This is a genomic window from Streptomyces sp. NBC_00249 (assembly GCF_026342355.1).
In the GTDB taxonomy this organism is placed as follows: Bacteria; Actinomycetota; Actinomycetes; order Streptomycetales; family Streptomycetaceae; genus Streptomyces.
On sequence record NZ_JAPEMV010000009.1, the window covers coordinates 292,315 to 310,323 of the forward strand.

General features: G+C 71.1%; 18 protein-coding genes and 1 riboswitch. Of the genes, 8 read left to right on the plus strand and 10 right to left on the minus strand.

Annotated features, from left to right (window positions below; translation table 11 throughout):
* Positions 1-127 precede the first annotated feature (127 nt).
* Both OOK31_RS33225 and OOK31_RS33230 read left to right on the plus strand, forming a co-directional pair.
* Entirely contained in the window at positions 128-400 is a 273-nt protein-coding gene (locus OOK31_RS33225) for a CopG family transcriptional regulator (protein ID WP_267091114.1), read from the plus strand.
* The gene (locus tag OOK31_RS33230; RefSeq protein WP_267091115.1) at positions 397-810 is read left to right on the plus strand and encodes a DNA-binding protein; all 414 of its coding nucleotides are present in this window, start codon (positions 397-399) and stop codon (positions 808-810) included. The genes OOK31_RS33225 and OOK31_RS33230 overlap by 4 nt, the downstream gene beginning before the upstream one ends.
* A gap of 28 nt (positions 811-838) precedes the next feature.
* On the opposite strand, the gene OOK31_RS33235 is transcribed toward OOK31_RS33230, so the two are convergent.
* Positions 839-1,351, minus strand: coding sequence for an amidase (locus OOK31_RS33235; RefSeq protein WP_267091116.1), 513 nt, complete (start codon positions 1,349-1,351; stop codon positions 839-841).
* Positions 1,348-1,572 (minus strand): hypothetical protein, encoded by a 225-nt coding sequence (locus OOK31_RS33240; protein ID WP_267091117.1) that lies wholly within the window; start codon positions 1,570-1,572, stop codon positions 1,348-1,350. Before OOK31_RS33240 ends, OOK31_RS33235 begins: the two co-directional genes overlap by 4 nt.
* 115 nt (positions 1,573-1,687) lie before the next feature.
* On the opposite strand from OOK31_RS33240, the gene OOK31_RS33245 reads away from it, so the two are divergent.
* The 4 genes from OOK31_RS33245 (at position 1,688) to OOK31_RS33260 (ending at position 5,978) form a co-directional block, all read left to right on the plus strand.
* Entirely contained in the window at positions 1,688-2,527 is an 840-nt protein-coding gene (locus OOK31_RS33245) for a helix-turn-helix transcriptional regulator (RefSeq protein ID WP_267091118.1), read from the plus strand.
* Positions 2,511-2,765, plus strand: coding sequence for a DUF397 domain-containing protein (locus tag OOK31_RS33250; protein WP_267091119.1), 255 nt, complete (start codon positions 2,511-2,513; stop codon positions 2,763-2,765). The genes OOK31_RS33245 and OOK31_RS33250 overlap by 17 nt, the downstream gene beginning before the upstream one ends.
* 212 nt (positions 2,766-2,977) lie before the next feature.
* Positions 2,978-4,234: a DUF11 domain-containing protein gene (locus tag OOK31_RS33255; protein WP_267091120.1), complete on the plus strand. Its 1,257-nt coding sequence runs from the start codon at positions 2,978-2,980 to the stop codon at positions 4,232-4,234.
* 148 nt (positions 4,235-4,382) lie between these two features.
* The gene (locus tag OOK31_RS33260; protein WP_267091121.1) at positions 4,383-5,978 is read left to right on the plus strand and encodes a serine/threonine-protein kinase; all 1,596 of its coding nucleotides are present in this window, start codon (positions 4,383-4,385) and stop codon (positions 5,976-5,978) included.
* A 9-nt stretch (positions 5,979-5,987) separates the two neighbouring features.
* Here the strand turns inward: OOK31_RS33260 and OOK31_RS33265 are convergent, their stop codons facing one another.
* From OOK31_RS33265 to thrC, 8 genes are all read right to left on the minus strand, one after another.
* Positions 5,988-7,451 (minus strand): PQQ-binding-like beta-propeller repeat protein, encoded by a 1,464-nt coding sequence (locus tag OOK31_RS33265; RefSeq protein WP_267091122.1) that lies wholly within the window; start codon positions 7,449-7,451, stop codon positions 5,988-5,990.
* Positions 7,452-7,498: 47 nt separating this feature from the next.
* The gene (locus tag OOK31_RS33270) at positions 7,499-8,956 is read right to left on the minus strand and encodes a sodium:alanine symporter family protein (RefSeq protein WP_267091123.1); all 1,458 of its coding nucleotides are present in this window, start codon (positions 8,954-8,956) and stop codon (positions 7,499-7,501) included.
* 86 nt (positions 8,957-9,042) lie between these two features.
* The gene (locus tag OOK31_RS33275; protein WP_267091124.1) at positions 9,043-9,783 is read right to left on the minus strand and encodes an SDR family oxidoreductase; all 741 of its coding nucleotides are present in this window, start codon (positions 9,781-9,783) and stop codon (positions 9,043-9,045) included.
* Between the two features lie 85 nt (positions 9,784-9,868).
* A complete protein-coding gene (locus OOK31_RS33280; protein ID WP_267091125.1) occupies positions 9,869-10,477 on the minus strand; it encodes a phosphoribosylanthranilate isomerase in 609 nt (202 codons plus the stop codon).
* A 515-nt stretch (positions 10,478-10,992) separates the two neighbouring features.
* Positions 10,993-12,615, minus strand: coding sequence for a chaperonin GroEL (gene groL, locus OOK31_RS33290; protein ID WP_267091126.1), 1,623 nt, complete (start codon positions 12,613-12,615; stop codon positions 10,993-10,995).
* Between the two features lie 353 nt (positions 12,616-12,968).
* Entirely contained in the window at positions 12,969-13,175 is a 207-nt protein-coding gene (locus OOK31_RS33295; protein WP_008743607.1) for a cold-shock protein, read from the minus strand.
* Positions 13,176-13,591: 416 nt separating this feature from the next.
* Positions 13,592-13,870: a MoaD/ThiS family protein gene (locus OOK31_RS33300; RefSeq protein ID WP_267091127.1), complete on the minus strand. Its 279-nt coding sequence runs from the start codon at positions 13,868-13,870 to the stop codon at positions 13,592-13,594.
* A 34-nt stretch (positions 13,871-13,904) separates the two neighbouring features.
* The gene (gene thrC, locus OOK31_RS33305; protein WP_267091128.1) at positions 13,905-15,179 is read right to left on the minus strand and encodes a threonine synthase; all 1,275 of its coding nucleotides are present in this window, start codon (positions 15,177-15,179) and stop codon (positions 13,905-13,907) included.
* 17 nt (positions 15,180-15,196) lie between these two features.
* Positions 15,197-15,354, minus strand: a riboswitch (SAM riboswitch).
* 186 nt (positions 15,355-15,540) lie between these two features.
* Here thrC and OOK31_RS33310 point away from each other — a divergent pair.
* Together OOK31_RS33310 and OOK31_RS33315 are read left to right on the plus strand one after the other, a co-directional pair.
* Positions 15,541-16,494 (plus strand): glucosyl-3-phosphoglycerate synthase, encoded by a 954-nt coding sequence (locus OOK31_RS33310; RefSeq protein WP_267091129.1) that lies wholly within the window; start codon positions 15,541-15,543, stop codon positions 16,492-16,494.
* An 83-nt stretch (positions 16,495-16,577) separates the two neighbouring features.
* The gene (locus OOK31_RS33315; protein WP_267091130.1) at positions 16,578-17,969 is read left to right on the plus strand and encodes a trehalose-6-phosphate synthase; all 1,392 of its coding nucleotides are present in this window, start codon (positions 16,578-16,580) and stop codon (positions 17,967-17,969) included.
* Positions 17,970-18,009: the final 40 nt, after the last annotated feature.

Here is an 18,009-nt window from a genome sequence, read left to right on the forward strand (position 1 = left end):
CACACCATCGAGCTAACGCGCCACGAATCCGCCGCGCGCTGGCGCATATGCCAGGAGCGTATGCATCACGTACTCTTTCGCCCCTTTCTCCGCGTACGCCGGTGGCATCGGAAGTAGCATGAGTGGCATGAGCGAGCCCACCCAGAAGTACTCCATCTCGATGCCCCGTGACGTCGCAGAGGCCGCTCGCGCCCGCAGCGGCCCCTCGGGCCTGTCCGCCTACGTCACCGCCGCCGTGGCCCGCCAGATCGAGCGGGACAACCTGAACGAGCTCATCGCCGTGGCCGAGGCGGAGCACGGCCCCATCACCGAGGAGGAGATCCAGGCCACCCGGGAGATCCTCCAGCGCGCCCGCGAGGACCAGACGGGCGAGCCCAAAGAGCACAGGAGCGCCGCATGACCCCACAGCCGGCAACGCCCGGCGGCACCCTCGTGCTCGACTGCGAGGGGCTTGCCAAGGCCGTCCAGCGAGACCGCACGGTCACGCGGTGGCTCACCCTCGCCCGCGCCGACGACATGCGCGTGATCACCAGCTCAGCCACACTCGTCGAGGTCGTGCATCCCGAGATCAACATGCCGGCCCTCAAGTGGGCACTCTCCCGCGTCGTGGTCCAGCCGGTCACCGAGGAGATCGCACACCAGGCCACCGGCCTGCTCCGTGACGCCGGTCTGCACGGACACAAGTACGCCATCGACGCCATGCTCGCCGCCACCGCGCTCGCGGCGCCGGGCCCCGTCACCGTCCTCACGTCCGACCCCTCCGACGTGATCGCGCTCTGCGGCAAGCGCCTCACCGCCGTGAAGGTCTGACAACCGGACGCCGCCGGGGCCCGACGCATCACACCCCGGCGGCGGTCCGCAAGAACCGGGCCAGATCGGCCGCCCCGTAGCCCAGCTTCGGCCCCCGCTCGGCCGCCATCAGCAGCAGCTGCCCCACGATCTCCGCGCCCCACCCGTCGCTGCCGTCCTCGGCCCACTCCCACAGCCGGTCGACCCCGAGCCCGGTCATCAGCAGCCCGTGCGCGCCGCGGATCTCCGCGCACAGCTCCGCGACCGCGTCCAGCAGCCGCCCGCCCGGCCGCTCGCACCGCAGCCCGAGACAACCCCCGAGATCCTCCACCGCGCACCCGCGCGGCGGGCTCGCCCGGAGCCCCGCGTAACGCGGGTCGTCGAACCCCGGATACCCCTCCACCGGACAGTGCACGAGCGTGAACCGCTGCCACCCGGCCGGCGGGGGCTCCTTCGGACCCTCGGGCCCCCACACCCCGCGCGGCGCCAGGGCCGTCTCCAGCCCGCGCAGCTTCCACCCCAGCTCGAAGGCGAACCCCGCCGCGTCGACCCCCTCGTTCACGCGCCCGACCCCGCCCGCTCGTGCAGTACGGCGGCCAGCCGCAGGGCGGTGTCCAGGTTGCAGCGGCCCAGATCGACGAGGGGCAGCCCGTACGACCCGGCGGCCGACACCACGTCCACGCCGAGCGAGGGGAACACCACCCCCACCCCCGCCAGGCACTCCTTCAACTCCCGCACGGCTTCTTCGGCCGCCTGCACCCGCTCCTTCGGGGAGAGCACCATGCCATGTCACCTTTCCACTCTGAGTATTCAGCTTCTCCACACAGAGTGGCGGCGACCTGGCTAGCCTTTCAAGCAGGCAGATACAGCAACACGTGCCGTTGCAACAGGAGTTGCCATGCCCGCACCCAAGGACCTCGATCCCTCCTCCTCCCCCCGCGCCCTCCTCGGCGCGGAACTCCGCGTAGCCCGCGAACGCGCGGGCCTCAGCCAGGCCGAGCTCGGCGAACCGCTGTTCGTGAGCGGCTCGTACATCGGCCAGATGGAAGCCGGAACCCGCCGCATCACCCTCGAACTCGCCCAGCCGATAGACGAACTGCTGGGCACCAACGGCTTCTTCGTCCGCAACTGCGCGGCCGCCGCCAAGTCCAAGTACCCCGACCACTTCGCGGAGGCCGCCGAGGCCGAGGCCGAAGCCACGGCCATCCGCGAGTACGCACCCCTGCTCATCCCGGGACTGCTCCAGACGGAGGCGTATGCCCGCGAGGTGTTCCACGCCTATCAACCGACCGCACCGCAGCAGGTCATCGACGAGCTCACCGAAGCCCGTCTGGCCCGCGCCTCGCTCCTCTCCGATCCCACAACACCGCTGTTGTGGTGCGTACTGGACGAGGCCGTGCTCCGGCGGGAGGTCGGCAGCAAGGCGGTGATGGCGGAGTCCCTGCGCCACATCGCGGCCCTGATCCGGGCGCGGCGGATCATCGTCCAGGTGGTCCCGTTCAGCGCGGGAGCCCATGCCGCCCTGGCGGGCACCCTCAAACTGATGGCCTTCGAGGACGCTCCGCCGCTCGCCTACGTCACCGGCCTCGGAACAGGACGGCTGTTGGACGATCCGGCCGAGGTCGCCCACCACACCCTGACCTACGATCTCCTCACGGCCAGCGCGCTGTCACCCACCAACTCCCTGGCCCTGATTGAGTCCGTGGCGGAGGATTACGAACATGATCAGCACAACTGAGTACGACCTGTCTGCGGTGATCTGGCACAAGTCCAGCTACAGCGGTGGCGACGGCGGCGACTGCCTGGAGGCGGCCACCTGGCGCAAGTCCACCTACAGCGCAGGCGACGGCGGCGACTGCCTCGAAGTCGCCGACGGCCACCCGGGGATCGTCCCCGTCCGGGACTCCAAGGTCCCCGACGGCCCGCACGTGGTGTTCCACGCACACGCCTGGGCCACCTTCGTCGCAGCGCTCTGAGGGGTGAGGGGCCGCCCACCGGTCCGATGATCGGAAAGAAATGACCCAGGGCCTCGCCCTGGGTCATTGGGGCGAACTCGCGCCCTCATCCCGAGCCGTGCTCCCCGACCCGGCATCCCTTGTGCTCCTCTGTGTGAGTCACATCCGGCACACACTGAGGGCTCCCACATCATGGGGCCCTGTCCGCCATGAGCTGTGGAAGGTGCATGTTCGTGATTCGAGGAACACACGGGTCGAACCATGGGAAGCGGCGTCAGCGCGCGCTGTCCGCGCTGGGCGCGGTCGGTATCGTCGCAGGGCTCGCCGCCGGCCTGCCGGCGGCGCCGGCCGGGGCCGTCCCGGTCCGCGCCGCGGCCGTCACCCAGCCGCACCCCGACGGGAATCCCGTCGCGTGCGACGGGAAGGTCTACGTCTCGTTCGGTGACCCGGACCAGCTGTACACGGCCGACAGAGGCCCCGGGACGGTCCAGTTCTCGGCGCTGGGCAACCCCACGTCGTTCCTCTACAACGCCATCGGCGTGAACCCGCACGACCGGTTCCTCTACGGGACCACGTTCGGCGACATCGGCAACCACCTGGTGCGCTTCGACGGCGACGGGGAGTCCACCGACCTCGGTCCCATCGACGGTCTGCCGCCCGCCCTCTACATCTCGGGGACGTTCGACGACAAGGGCAACTACTACGTCCTCGCCGACAACACGGGGGAGATCTACCAGATCGACGTCGCGTCCCGCTCGGTCACCAACGTCGTCAACGTCCCCGCGCTCGCCGACCCCGAACTCGACGTCTTCGACATCGCGTTCCGCGACGGGTTCCTGTGGGGCTCGACCGACGACGGCGCCGTCACCCGGATCGACATCGCCAACGAGATCGTGGCCTTCTTCCCCGGCGTCCTCCCCGGCGGCGAGGACTTCGGCGGCGTCTTCACGTACGGCAACGGCGACCTCGGGTTCTTCCGCAACTCCGGGCAGCTGATCCGCGTCCACGTGAAGAACGCGGCCGGCTCCAACCCCGTGTTCACCGTGCTGTCGACGCAGACCACGACCCCGGCGACGAACCTCGACGCCACCTCCTGCTTCCTCGACTCGTCCGCCGACCTCGCGGTGCGCAAGGACGGCCCCAAGAAGGTCGAGGCGGGCAGTGAGATCACCTACCGCATCACCGTGAAGAACGTGGGCAAGCACGACTCCTCCGGCTGGTCACTGATCGACGACCTCCCGGCGAGGCTCCTGTCGCCCACCACCCCCACCGACGGGTGCGAGATCACCGACGGCCTCCTCTCCTGCACCGGCGGCCCGCTGGCGAAGGGCGAGAGCGAGGAGATCGAGGTGACCGGCACTGCGGGCAACGTCACGAGCCCCACCACCGTGAAGAACACGGCCACGGTGTTCGGCGACGACGCCGACCCGCACAAGGACAACAACACGGACACCGCCTCCACCCACGTCAAGCCCGGGGACGACGACTAGGCCGTGGCCTAGCCCGTCGCGGCGCTCGGGGCCCGGACCGTCGTACGGTCCGGGCCTACGTCGTTGGACGGCCGGTTCCCCGCCGCCGAACCCCGCTTAGGGTGAAGTGGATCAGCCCACCGGCTGGTCGGGGGATCGGGGGAGACCGATGAGCAGCACGACCGAGGTGTACCAGCCCCTGCGGGCGGACGATCCGCAGACCGTGGCCGGCTACCGCCTCGTGGCCCGACTCGGCGCGGGCGGCATGGGCCGGGTGTACCTGTCCCACACCCAGGGCGGCCGCCCCGTCGCCATCAAGGTGGTGCGGCCGGAGCTGGCCGAAGACCCGGCGTTCCGGCGGCGGTTCCGCCGGGAGGTGGAGGCGGCCCGCCGGGTCCGGGGTGCCTGGACCGCCGAGCTGATCGACGCCGAGGCCGACGGAATGCCGCCCTGGCTGGCCACCCTCTACGTACCGGGGCCCTCCCTGTCCGAGGCCGTGGCCCGGCGCGGCCCCCTGCCGGTACCCGCGGTGCTGTGGCTGATGGCCGGGGTCGCCGAAGCCCTCCAGGCCATCCACGGCGCGGGCATCGTGCACCGGGACCTGAAGCCGTCCAACGTCCTGCTGGCCTCCGACGGGCCCCGCGTCATCGACTTCGGCATCTCCCTGGCTTCCGACACCAGCATCGGCACCGCCACCGGCGGCGCCATGGGCACCCCGCAGTACATGTCCCCCGAGCAGGCCTCGGCCGGTGAGGTCACGGCGGCCAGCGACGTGTTCGCGCTGGGCCAGACGGCCGCGTTCGCCGCGCTGGGCGAGCCGCTGTACGGAACCGGGCCGTCCATGAGCGTGCTGTTCCGGATCGTGCACTCCGCACCCGACCTGTCCCGGCTGCCCGAGCCGCTGCGCCCGCTGCTCGCCCGGTGCCTGGCCGCCGACCCGGAGGAACGGGCCACCCCGGCGGAGATCGTCGCGGCGTGCAGGCGGCTGCTGGGCAAGGACGCCGACGCGGGTGGCGGCCCGGCCGTCTGGCGGGAGGTGACGGGCCCGGAGCTGACGGTCCCGGCCCCGGCCCCGCAGCCCACCTCGGTCCACACCCGGCCGATGGGCTGGCAGGCTCCGCCGCCCGCTCCGGAGGAACCGCCCGCGCGGAAGCGGCGCACCGCGCTGGTCGCGGGGGTGACGGCGGGCGCGCTCCTGGTGTCCGGCGTGACCTGGGCGGTGGTGGAGACGACGGACTGGATCAACTCCCAGGAGCTGTCCACGCCCAAGGCCTCCGCCTCCGCGCCCGCGAGCTCCGGCAAGAAACCGGGCCCCTCCGCATCCGCGCCGGGCACCCCCAAGACATCGCCCAAGACATCGCCCAAGCCGTCCGCACCCCCCACCGCCGTCCCCTACCCCTTGGTGCGCCTGGACGAGAAGACCTCGATCGGCCTCAGGGATCCCGTCAACCGCGACGACCGCACCGGGGACATCCGCCTGGACTGCGACAAGCGCAGCTGCGAACTGGCCAGCGACGCGAGCACGTTCGGCCTCCTGTTCCCAGAACTCGGCAACGGCGGCCTCGACATGTGCCGCATCCGCACGGACTCCGACACGGCGCAGCACACGCTCCCGCTCGCCGCGACGGCCGCCGGCAGCCGGATCTGCGTCAAACACCCGTCGGGGGACATCGCGCTGCTCGTCATCCAGGTCAAGTCGGTCGTCCGGCTACAGGGCCTGCCGGACTGGATCACCGCGGAGATGACGGTCTGGCGCGCGTCCTGACGTACCGGCTCACCACCCCCACACCGGGTCGATGTCGAAGGTCGGGAAGCGGCTGTTGTCGTGCGCGTCGAGGTTGACGAAGGCGTAGGAGCCGGGCGGTCCCGCGAAGAACTCGAAGTGGCGGCTCAGCGGCAGGTCGCGCAGGACCGTCGGCTCCTGCCGCGGCCGGCCGTCCGACAGGTCCAGCCGGGACAGGTACGTCCACCGGGGGCCGGCGTTCACCACGGCGACCTCGCCCGGCCGCGTCACTGCGAGGCCGAGGACGTTGTTCTCCCCGAGGCCGGTGTGCCACAGGCGCCGGCCGTCGGTGAGGGAGTACGCCGACACCCCCAGCCGCTTCCCGTCCCGCACCGGGGTGACCATGACCTCCCCGGTCACCACCGGGTGGGGCGGCCCGGGCAGCAGGTCCTCCCGCTCCCCCGACACCGGTACGGAGCCCCGCGCCCGGCCCTCGGCGTCGAAGAGCAGCACCGCGTGCGTCCCGCGTTCGGCCGTCTCCCGGACCCGTACCGCGAGGGGCCGGGCGGACAGCACCCGTACCTCGCGCAGCGGCGTCGCCGTCGGCAGGACGGTCTGCCAGGCCCGGGCTCCCGTCCGGGCGTCGACGGCGGTGACCCGGGCGGTGCCCGCGCACTCCTCGACGTACAGCACCTGCTCCCCGGCCCCGTCGACGGCCTGCACCGAGCACCCGGGCGGCAGCTCGACCCGCCACCGCTCGGAGCCCTCACGCAGGTCGAGGCCGACCACGAAGCCCTGCTCCGTGACGACGGCGGTGGAACCCACGACCGCCGTCGTCCCGGCCCTCCCCGGCGACGTCTGGTCCCGGCTCCACAGCCGGCCGCCCCCGCCCACGTCCACGGCCTCGACGCGCGAGCCGCATCCCCGCCCGTCCTGCGCGTACGAGACGAGGCCCGTCCCCTCGGAGGTGGTGCGGCTCAGCGCGCAGACGGCGGCGCGGTCGGGTGCGGGCAGCCGCCAGCCCTTGCGGCCCTCCCCGTCGAAGGCGACCAGCATGTCCGTGCGCGCCCGGACCAGCATCCCGGCCGTCCCGGTCCCCCACACGCCGACCGGTTTCACGGACGACGGCCGGTCCGGCACCTGCCAGCCCGAGAGGTCCATCTGCGGGCCTCGCATCCACTCGAACGCCTGCCAGCCGGGCCCCAGCGCGAACAGCCCCACGCACACGGCGAGGAACCAGGTGAGACAGCCACGAGCAGCCCGCACCCGACGGACGCCCAGGCACAGCAGGTACGTGACGAAACCCGCGAGCGGCGTGAACAGCAGCAGCCAGCCCGTACCGCGCGGGCAGTCGTCACCGTCGCACCCGCCGCCCGGCCCATCGACGAAGACCAGCTTGCAGAACAGCACGAAGTACAGCAGGGCCACCGCGGCGGCCCCGACGGCGGCGGCAAGAGCCGAGGCCCCGACGACCCAGTCCCGCGAACGCCGGGCCAGTGATGGTGCGTTGTCCATGATCCCCCCGGCGGCAGCGTAACCGCCGGGCCTGCGGATCAGTACAGCTACCTCCGCGCCTCGGCCGCCGCCGCAGGGACCGTCGTCCGGATCGGGTCCCAGCACTGGACTCCGCGCAGGTCCGGCATGCGGTCGCGGGTGAAGGCGGGGTCCAGGCCGGCGCGGCGCTGCGCCAGGTAGTCGTCGAGGAGGCGGAAGGCGATCGCCGACAGCGGGAGGATGGCCAGGAGGTTCACCAGGGCCATGAAGCCCATGAAGACGTCGGCGAGGTTCCACACCACCGACACCGAGCCGAGCGAGCCGCCCACCACCGCCAGCAGCACCAGCACCCGGTACGAGGGCAGGACCCACCGCTTGCGGGTGATGAACTGGATGTTCGTCTCGCCGTAGTAGTAGTTCCCGATCATCGAGCTGAACGCCAGCATGAAGACGACCACCGTCAGCACGTGCCCGGCCCACGCGCCGAGCGAGCCGCTCAGTGCGGTCTGCGTGAGGTCCGCGCCCTGGCGGCCGGCCAGTTCGGGGTTGGTGACGAGCACGATGAACGCCGTCATCGTGCAGACGAGCATCGTGTCGAAGAAGACGCCGAGGGACTGGACGAGGCCCTGCTTGACCGGGTGGGAGACCTCGGCGGCGGCGCCCGCGTTCGGGGCGGAGCCGAGGCCCGCCTCGTTGGAGAACATGCCGCGCCGGATGCCCTGCTGGATCGCCGCGCCGATCCCGCCGGCCGCCAGCTCGCGCAGCCCGAACGCGCCGCCCACGATGTCGGCGATGACGCGCGGGAACTCGGTGATGTTGAGCAGCACCACCGTCACGCCCAGCAGCAGGTAGACGACGGCCATCACCGGCACCAGGACCGTCGTCACCGACGAGATCCGCCGCACCCCGCCGAACACGGCGAAGCCGAGCAGCGCGGCGAGCAGCGCACCGGCCGCCGGGCCGAACCAGCCGGTGTCCGCCTCGGGCAGCGAGCCGGCCGCGACCGCCGTGATGGTGTTGGCCTGCACGGCGTTGAAGACGAAGCCGAAGGTGACGGTGATGGTCACCGCGAAGAGCACCCCGAGCCAGCGTTTACCGAGGGCGCGCTGCATGTAGTAGGCGGGGCCGCCCCGGTACGTGCCCTCGGCGCTGCGCACCTTGTACAGCTGGGCGAGCGCCGACTCGACGAAGGCGGAGGCCGCGCCGACGACCGCCATCACCCACATCCAGAACACGGCGCCCGCACCGCCCAGGGTGATGGCGGTGGCGACGCCGGCGATGTTGCCGGTGCCGACGCGGGCGGCGGCGGAGATGGTGAAGGCGCCGAAGGAGGAGACGGCCTTGCGGCCGTCGGCGCGCGGCGGGGTCTTCTCCTTCACCACGCGCAGCATCTCGGGCAGCAGGCGCAGCTGCACACCCCGCGACCGGACCGTGAAGTACAGGCCGGCGCCGACCACCAGCGGGATCAGCAGGTAGGTCCAGAGGTGATCGTTCACGGTGACGATCAGGGTGTCCAGGGTCTCCATGATTCGAAGTGTCCCCGGGGCGGAAGGCCCGCCGACAGGGACCTAGGTCCGCTCCCGGCGGGCCCGAAGACCCCTGTCGGTCCAGGTCAGAGCCCCGCGCCGCCGGTGGCGTCGACGACCCGGCCGGTGACCCAGCGGCCGGCGTCGGAGGCGAGGAAGCCGACGATGTCGGCGATGTCCTCGGGCTGTCCGACGCGGCCGAGGGCGGCGAGGGAGGCGGCGTGCGCCTCGGCCTCGGGGTTGCCGCGCAGCCAGCCGGCGTTGACGTCGGTGTCGACGATGCCGGGGGCGACGGAGTTGACGGTGATGCCGCGCGGGCCGAGGGCCTTGGCGAGGTTGAGGGTGAGGTTGTCGAGGGCGCCCTTGGTGGAGCCGTAGGCGATGATCTCGGGCATCGCGAGGCGGGCGGCGCCGCTGGAGACGTTGATGACCCGGCCGCCGTCGCGCAGCCGCTCCAGGCCCTCCTGGACGAGGAAGAACGGCGCCCGGACGTTCACGGCGAAGACCCGGTCGAAGTCCTCCTCGGTGACCTGGCCGAGCGGGACGGGCAGCCCGATCCCGGCGTTGTTGACGAGGACGTCGACCCCGCCCAGCCCGAGCGCGTCGTACGCCGCCCAGAGCGCGGCGGCGTCCCCGTGCCGGCCGAGCTCCGCGCGGACCGCGTGGGCCCGGCCGCCGCGCGCGGTGATCCCCTCGACGGTCTCGCGGGCGGCGGCCTCGTCACTGGCGTAGGTCAGCACGACGGTCACCCCGTCGGCGGCGAGCCGCTCGGCGACGGCCCGCCCGATGCCCCGGCTACCGCCCGTGACCAGCGCGTTCTTCCCCATACCGCTTCCCCCTAATTCCATATCGCTCACTACAAAATTAACCTAACACAAGATCGCCAACCGCCACCACCAGAACCTTCTGGGCCTACCCCCGGGCCGCCGCCACGAAGGCGCGGATCAGCTCCGGGTCCTTCACCCCGCGCTCCCGCTCCACCCCGCTGGACACGTCCACACCCCACGCGCCCGTCGCCGCCACGGCCTGCGCCACATTGCCCGGGGTGAGCCCGCCGGCCAGCAGCCAGTGCCCCTCGGGCGCCGTGAACTCCTCGGAGCCCCAGTTCCACGGCTTGCCCGAGCCCGGGTCGGGGGCGTCGATCAGCAGCAGGTCCTCCCCGTACGCGCCGCACCGCTCCACGTGCTCGGCGGTGGCCCGCAGCAGCGTACGGCCGGGGGCGCGCAGGGCCTCGTAGTACTCGACCCCCTCGTCCCCGTGGAGCTGTACGCCGCGCACCCCGCTCTCCTCTGCCAGCCGCCGCACCTCCTCGACGGACTGCCCCCGGAACACCCCCACGGTCAGCACCCCGCCCGGCACCCGCGCCCCGAGCTCCCACGCCTCCCGGGCCCCGATCGTCCGCGGACTCCCGGGCGCGAACACGAACCCCACCGCATCGGCCCCGGCCTCCACGGCCACGTCGACGTCGTGCGCCGTCTTCAGCCCGCAGATCTTGACGAACACCGCGCTGCTCTCACTCATGCCCCGAGTCTCCCAAACCCGCCTCCACTCCACCGATACGTCCCACCACCCGGGCAGGCCCCCCCGCGCGTCAACCACCAGAACGGCTTCACTCGTCGAGGCACAGCCGGCCGCGCCACGCGGATCACCTACTGGTTCGCTCCAGGGCGGCGCATCGTGCTGCTCACCGTTTTCCGCAAGACGCGCATGCACGAGCCAGACCAAGTGAGCCGGGCGGTGGCCGCCCGTACCGTGTGCGAGGGAACGCACGGCCCGGCCCACACGGCGTACGGCCGCGGCGAGGAAGGGGACGTCTCATGAACCACACCCGCTGGAAGCCGGCCCGGGAGAAGAAGGCCGCCGAAGGGTCGACGCCTCGCTGAACATCGCCCTCGGCGAGGACCACGAAGAGGTCGTGTTCGTCGGGCGGTCCGCCGCCTGAGCCGGGCGGTCCGCAAACGCCCGAGGGCGGCACCCCTTCGTGAGAAGGGGTGCCGCCCTCGGTACGTGAGAACAGCCGATCAGCCAGGGGCCGATCAGAAGTCCATGTCACCGCCCGGCATGCCGCCGCCCGCGGGGGCACCGGCCTTCTCGGGCTTGTCGGCGATGACGGCCTCGGTGGTGAGGAAGAGGGCCGCGATCGACGCCGCGTTCTGCAGCGCGGAGCGGGTGACCTTCGCCGGGTCGATGATGCCCTCGGCGATCATGTCGACGTACTCGCCGGTCGCGGCGTTCAGGCCGTGACCGATCGGCAGGTTGCGCACCTTCTCGACGACGACGCCACCCTCGAGACCACCGTTGACGGCGATCTGCTTGAGCGGGGCCTCCAGCGCGAGCTTGACGGCGTTGGCGCCGGTCGCCTCGTCGCCGGTGAGCTCGAGCTTCTCGAAGACCGAGGAGGCCTGGAGCAGGGCCACGCCACCACCGGCGACGATGCCCTCCTCGACGGCCGCCTTCGCGTTGCGAACGGCGTCCTCGATGCGGTGCTTGCGCTCCTTGAGCTCGACCTCGGTCGCGGCGCCGGCCTTGATGACGGCCACGCCGCCGGCCAGCTTCGCGAGGCGCTCCTGGAGCTTCTCGCGGTCGTAGTCCGAGTCGGAGTTCTCGATCTCGGCGCGGATCTGGTTCACGCGGCCCTGGACCTGGTCGCTGTCACCGGAGCCGTCGACGATGGTCGTCTCGTCCTTGGTGATGACGACCTTGCGGGCGCGGCCCAGCAGGTCGAGACCGGCGTTCTCCAGCTTGAGGCCGACCTCCTCGGAGATGACGGTGCCGCCCGTGAGGATGGCGATGTCACCGAGCATGGCCTTGCGGCGGTCGCCGAAGCCCGGGGCCTTGACGGCGACGGACTTGAAGGTGCCGCGGATCTTGTTGACGACCAGGGTCGACAGGGCCTCGCCCTCGACGTCCTCGGCGATGATCAGCAGCGGCCTGCCGGACTGCATGACCTTCTCCAGGAGCGGCAGCAGGTCCTTGACCGAGCCGATCTTGGAGTTGACGATCAGGATGTACGGGTCGTCGAGCGACGCCTCCATACGCTCCATGTCGGTGGCGAAGTACGCCGAGATGTAGCCCTTGTCGAAGCGCATGCCCTCGGTGAGCTCGAGCTCCAGGCCGAAGGTCTGCGACTCCTCGACCGTGATGACGCCTTCCTTGCCGACCTTGTCCATCGCCTCGGCGATGAGCTCGCCGATCTGGGTGTCAGCGGCGGAGATCGAGGCGGTGGAGGCGATCTGCTCCTTGGTCTCGACGTCCTTGGCCTGCGCCAGCAGGGCCGCGGAGACGGCCTCGACGGCCTTCTCGATACCGCGCTTGAGGGCCATCGGGTTGGCGCCGGCGGCCACGTTGCGCAGACCCTCGCGCACGAGCGCCTGGGCCAGAACGGTGGCGGTGGTCGTACCGTCGCCCGCGACGTCGTCCGTCTTCTTGGCGACTTCCTTGACCAGCTCGGCGCCGATCTTCTCGTACGGGTCCTCGAGCTCGATCTCCTTGGCGATGGAGACGCCGTCGTTGGTGATCGTGGGGGCGCCCCACTTCTTCTCAAGGACGACGTTGCGACCCTTGGGGCCAAGGGTGACCTTGACGGCGTCGGCGAGCTGGTTCATCCCACGCTCGAGACCGCGCCGGGCCTCCTCGTTGAACGCAATGATCTTGGCCATCTGAAGTGGTCCTCCCGGACAGGGGTGGATTGCTCCGGACCGCGCCCGCGCCCGCGACGGACGGCCTGCGGATCCGTCGGTTCCTTCCCGGCGGATCCTGCGGGCCTCACCGACCCGGTCCTCGTCTTAGTAGCACTCTCACCCGGAGAGTGCTAACGCCAATGATTAGCACTCGACCCCCACGAGTGCAAGCGGCTTGGGTCAACACCCCGGTCGGCAGGCCGGTCATCAGGCCGGTCATCAGACCGGTCATCAGACCGGTCATCAGACCGGGACACGCCGAAGGGCCCACACCCCGTGTCCAGGATGTGGGCCCCTCGTACGTACGCCTTGGTGGTCGAACGCGCTTGGACTCAGCCGGCCGCGAGCTTGACCATGTCCGCCTGCGGACCCTTCTGGCCCTGCGAGATCTCGAACTCGACCCGCTGACCCTCTTCGAGGGTGCGGTACCCGTCCATCTGGATGGCGCTGTAGTGGACGAACACATCCGCGCCACCGTCGACCGCGATGAAGCCGTAGCCCTTCTCCGCGTTGAACCACTTGACGGTGCCCTGAGCCATGCCTAACTCCCCTATTACTGGCCCTTGCGCAGGACCGCACTTCGCGGACCCGGGTCAGAACTTGCGCCGGAACGCCTCGACCGCGGCTGAATGTATCCGCACCGGTGCTGTCTGCAACAGGTCAATCCGGCGAGAATTCTGGACACGCGGAAACATAGAAATAGAGTGAAAATTTGGCATACGTCAGGGCAACTCGGGCCCCACAATCCTCGCCAAAGCCCCAAAAGGCGCGCGCATGTTGACTCAATGTCAACCCTCCCCGGGCCCGCTCATATGCGGCGGGCAAGAACAGCGGAGGGGACTTCCCCAACTCTACCGCGCCCAATCAAGCAGAATTGCCCCCTCCGCTTATTAGCGGAGGGGGCAATTCAATTTCGGTCACGTGACCGGAGGGGACCCGTGGGGTCCCCGGGGCGTCAGCAGCCGCCGGCGACGGCGGGGATGATCGAGACTCCGGCGCCGTCCGGGGTCACCGTCTGCAGGCCACCCTCGAAGCGCACGTCGTCGTCGTTGACGTAGACGTTCACGAAGCGGCGCAGCTTGCCCTGGTCGTCCAGGACGCGGGCGGCGATGCCCGGGTGGTTCTGCTCCAGGGAGTCGATGACCTCGGCGAGGGTGGCGCCCTCGGCCGGGACCTCGGCGACGCCGCCGGTGTAGGTGCGCAGGATGGTGGGGATGCGGACGTTGACGCTCATGGCGCTACCGCCTTTCCGGGTGTCGTGGGGAAGGTCAGGCCAGGCCGGCGGCGCGGAACGCGTCCAGGCTCGGTCGGATGGTGGCGGTCTGCCCGCTGTCCGCGGCCACCGCCTCCAGGGTCTTGAGGCCGTCACCGGTGTTCAGGATCACGGTGGTCAGCGCCGGGTCGAGCTGACCGTTCTCGACGAGCTTCTTCGTCACGCCGACGGTCACGCCGCCCGCGGTCTCGGCGAAGATGCCCTCGGTCTGCGCGAGGATCTTGATGGCCTCGACGACCTGCTCGTCGTTGACGTCCTCGACGTAGCCGCCGGTGCGGCGCGCGATGTCCAGGACGTACGGGCCGTCCGCCGGGTTGCCGATCGCGAGGGACTTGGCGATGGTGTTCGGCTTCTGCGGGCGGACCACCTCGTGGCCGGCCTTGAAGGCGGTCGAGACCGGGGAGCAGCCCTCGGCCTGGGCGCCGAAGATCTTGTAGGGCTTGTCCTCGACGAGGCCGAGCTTGATCAGTTCCTGCAGGCCCTTGTCGATCTTCGTCAGCTGGGAGCCGGACGCGATCGGGATGACGATCTGGTCGGGCAGCTGCCAGCCGAGCTGCTCGCAGATCTCGTACGCCAGGGTCTTCGAGCCCTCGCCGTAGTACGGGCGCAGGTTGACGTTGACGAAGCCCCAGCCCTCGCCCAGCGGGTCGCCGATGAGCTCGGAGCAGAAGCGGTTCACGTCGTCGTAGTTGCCCTCGATGCCGACGAGGTCGCCACCGTAGACACCGGCCATGACGACCTTGCCCTGCTCCAGGTCGTGCGGGATGAACACGCAGGAGCGGAAACCGGCGCGGGCGGCCGCGGCGCCGACGGCGCCGGCCAGGTTGCCGGTGGAGGAGCAGGAGAGGGTGGTGAAGCCGAAGGCGCGGGCGGCCTCGACGGCGATGGCCACGACACGGTCCTTGAAGGAGTGCGTCGGGTTGCCGGAGTCGTCCTTGACGTACAGCTTGCCGGTGAAGCCGAGCTCCTTGGCCAGGTTGGCCGCGTCCACGAGCTTGGTGAAGCCGGGGTTCAGGCTGGGCTTGGAGGCCACGTCGGCGGGGACGGGCAGCAGCGGCGCGTAGCGCCAGATGTTGTTGGGGCCGGCCTCGATCGCGGCGCGGAGGGCTTCCGGGTCACCGAGCGGCAGGTCGTAGGCGACTTCCAGCGGTCCGAAACACTCGGAACAGGCGAAAATGGGACCCAGCTCGAAGCGGGTACCGCACTCGCGGCAGGAAAGACCGTTGGCAGGTCCGAGGTCGACAGAGGTGGCGACAGTCTGTGCAGCCATGATGGCGAGGCCCTTTCTCCTCATCTTCCCCATGGCGCACTTCGCCATGAGACGGAATTGGCACCTTCCCTAGCCGGGGGACCTCGCTGACGACGCTGATGCGCGATCGCGAGAACCGACTGGAGGGTTGCCGGGGCTTCAACGGGCCGTGTCCCTCTGCCCCTCTGGATGAGCGGTATGGCACCGGCACACGCGCTCTCTGGCGCGCCGGTGCGTTTGTACGCGGGGACCCCCGGCATGCGGTGGTCCTTCGCGTTGTTCAAGACTGTAACCGAAGGGCCGGGTGGTTGAGACAGCCGTCCGAACCGCGAGATGGATCACATTTCGCCCGAAACCGCCGATGGACCAGGGAGTGCTGAGAGTGCTGGATGAGGTGGAGCGCTGGCTGGCCGACCGCTCCTGGGCCGCCGCCGACCGACCGCTCGACCAGCTCCTCGACCGCAAGAGGGCGGCCGGGACGACGGTCAGCGTGGTGCTGCCCGCACTCGACGAGGAGGCCACGGTCGGGCAGATCGTGGAGGTGATCCGGCGCGACCTGATGGACGGCCCGGCCACCCCTCTGGTGGACGAGCTGGTGGTCGTCGACTCCGGTTCCACCGACCGGACGGCGGAGGTCGCGGCGAAGGCCGGCGCGCGCGTCGTGCACCGGGACGCGATCCTGCCGCGGATCCCGGCGCTGCCCGGCAAGGGCGAGGTGCTGTGGCGCTCGCTGCTGGCCACCACCGGGGACGTCGTCTGCTTCGTCGACGCCGACCTGCGGGACTTCTCCGCCACCTTCGTGTCCGGGATCGTCGGCCCGCTGCTGACCGATCCGCAGGTGCAGTTCGTCAAGGCCATGTACGACCGCCCGCTGGGGGACGCCCCCGGTCAGGGCGGGAGGGTGACGGAGCTGGTCGCCCGGCCGCTGCTCAACCTCCACTGGCCGCAGCTGGCCGGGTTCGTCCAGCCGCTGGGGGGCGAGTACGCCGTACGCCGCTCCCTGCTGGAACGTTTGCCCTTCCCCGTCGGCTACGGCGTCGAGCTGGGCCTCCTCGTGGACGCGCTGCACACCGTCGGACTCGACGCGCTGGCGCAGGTCGACGTCGGGGTCCGGCTGCACCGCCACCAGGACGGGCTCGCACTCGGCCGGATGGCCGCCGCGATCTACCGCACCGCGCAGCTGCGGCTCTCGCGCGCCCACCTCGTACGGCCGGAACTGACGCAGTTCGAGCGCGGCCCGGAGGGCTTCGTACCGCGCACCTACCCGGTGGACACGGAGGAGCGGCCGCCGATGGCGGAGATCGCCGAGTACGCGGCGGGGCGGCGCGTGGCCTGAGCGGGGCGCTCGTGCGGGGCGCTCGTGCGGGGCGCGAGACGCACACGAGTTTGAGCGGGGGCCGCCCGGGCTAGGTTCGCGGCATGGCTTCTCAGGCTCCCCAGGCTTCTCGGGTACTCGTCGCGGCGAACCGCGGCCCGCTCTCCTACTCCCTCGCCGAAGACGGCACCCTCACCGCCCGGCGCGGCGGCGGCGGCCTCGTCTCCGGCCTGTCCGCGGCGCTCGCCCGGCAGCCGGAGGCCCTGTGGATCTGCGCGGCCCTCTCCGACGCCGACCGGGAGGCCGTCCGGCGGGGCGTCGCCGAGCCGGGGGTCCGGATGCTGGACATCGATCCCGCGGTGTACGACGACGCGTACAACGGCATCGCCAACTCGGTGCTCTGGTTCACCCACCACCACCTCTACGACGTCCCCCGCGAGCCCGTCTTCGACGCGGAGTTCCGGCGGCGCTGGGACTCGTACACCGCCTACAACCAGGCCTTCGCCGAAGCCCTGGCCCAGGAGGCCGCCGAAGGGGCGTCGGTCCTCGTCCAGGACTACCACCTCGCGCTGGTCCCCGGCGCCCTGCGCGCACTGCGCCCCGACCTGCGGATCGCGCACTTCACGCACACGCCGTGGGCGTCGCCCGAGTACCTGGGGATGCTGCCGGACGACGTCCGGGGGCAGCTGGTGTGGGGGATGCTGGGGGCGGACGTGGTGGGGTTCCACACCGGGGCGTGGGCGGACGCCTTCCGTGCGGGAGCCGGACCGGCCCTCTCCCCTACCTCCCGCACCGAAGTGGCGGTCTTCCCGCTGGGCGTCGACGGCGACGACCTGCGGGCGCTCGCGCACCGGCCGGAGGTCGACGCCAAGCTGGCGGAGCTGCGGGCGGAGGTCGGCGACCGCAAGGCGATCGTCCGCGTGGACCGCACCGAACTGTCGAAGAACATCCTGCGCGGCCTGCTCGCCTACCGGGAGCTCCTGACCACCCGCCCCGAGTGGCGGGGCCGGGTGGTCCACCTGGCGTCGGCGTACCCGTCGCGGCAGGACCTCGAGGTGTACCGCAGGTACACGGAGTCGGTCCGCACCCTCGCGGACGACATCAACACCGAATTCGGCACCCCCGACTGGCAGCCGGTCCTGGTCTCCGTCAAGGACGACTTCACCCGCTCCCTGGCGGCATACAGGCTGGCGGACGTGGCCCTGGTCAACCCGGTGCGGGACGGGATGAACCTCGTCGCGAAGGAGATCCCGGTCGTGTCGGAGCAGGGCTGCGCCCTGGTCCTGTCCACCGGGGCGGGAGCCTACGGGGAACTCCGCGAGGACGCCCTGACGGTCAACCCGTACGACGTCACGGCGACGGCCCAGGCCCTCCACGAAGCCCTGTCCATGCCGTCCCCGGAACGCGCGGAACGCACAAAGCGCCTGGCAGCCGCCGCGACAGCCCTCCCCCCGTCGGCGTGGTTCGAAGCCCAACTGGCTGCCCTGACGGCCTGACCCCGACAACCCCGAGGGGCGGGCCCGCTATCTCCCCCTC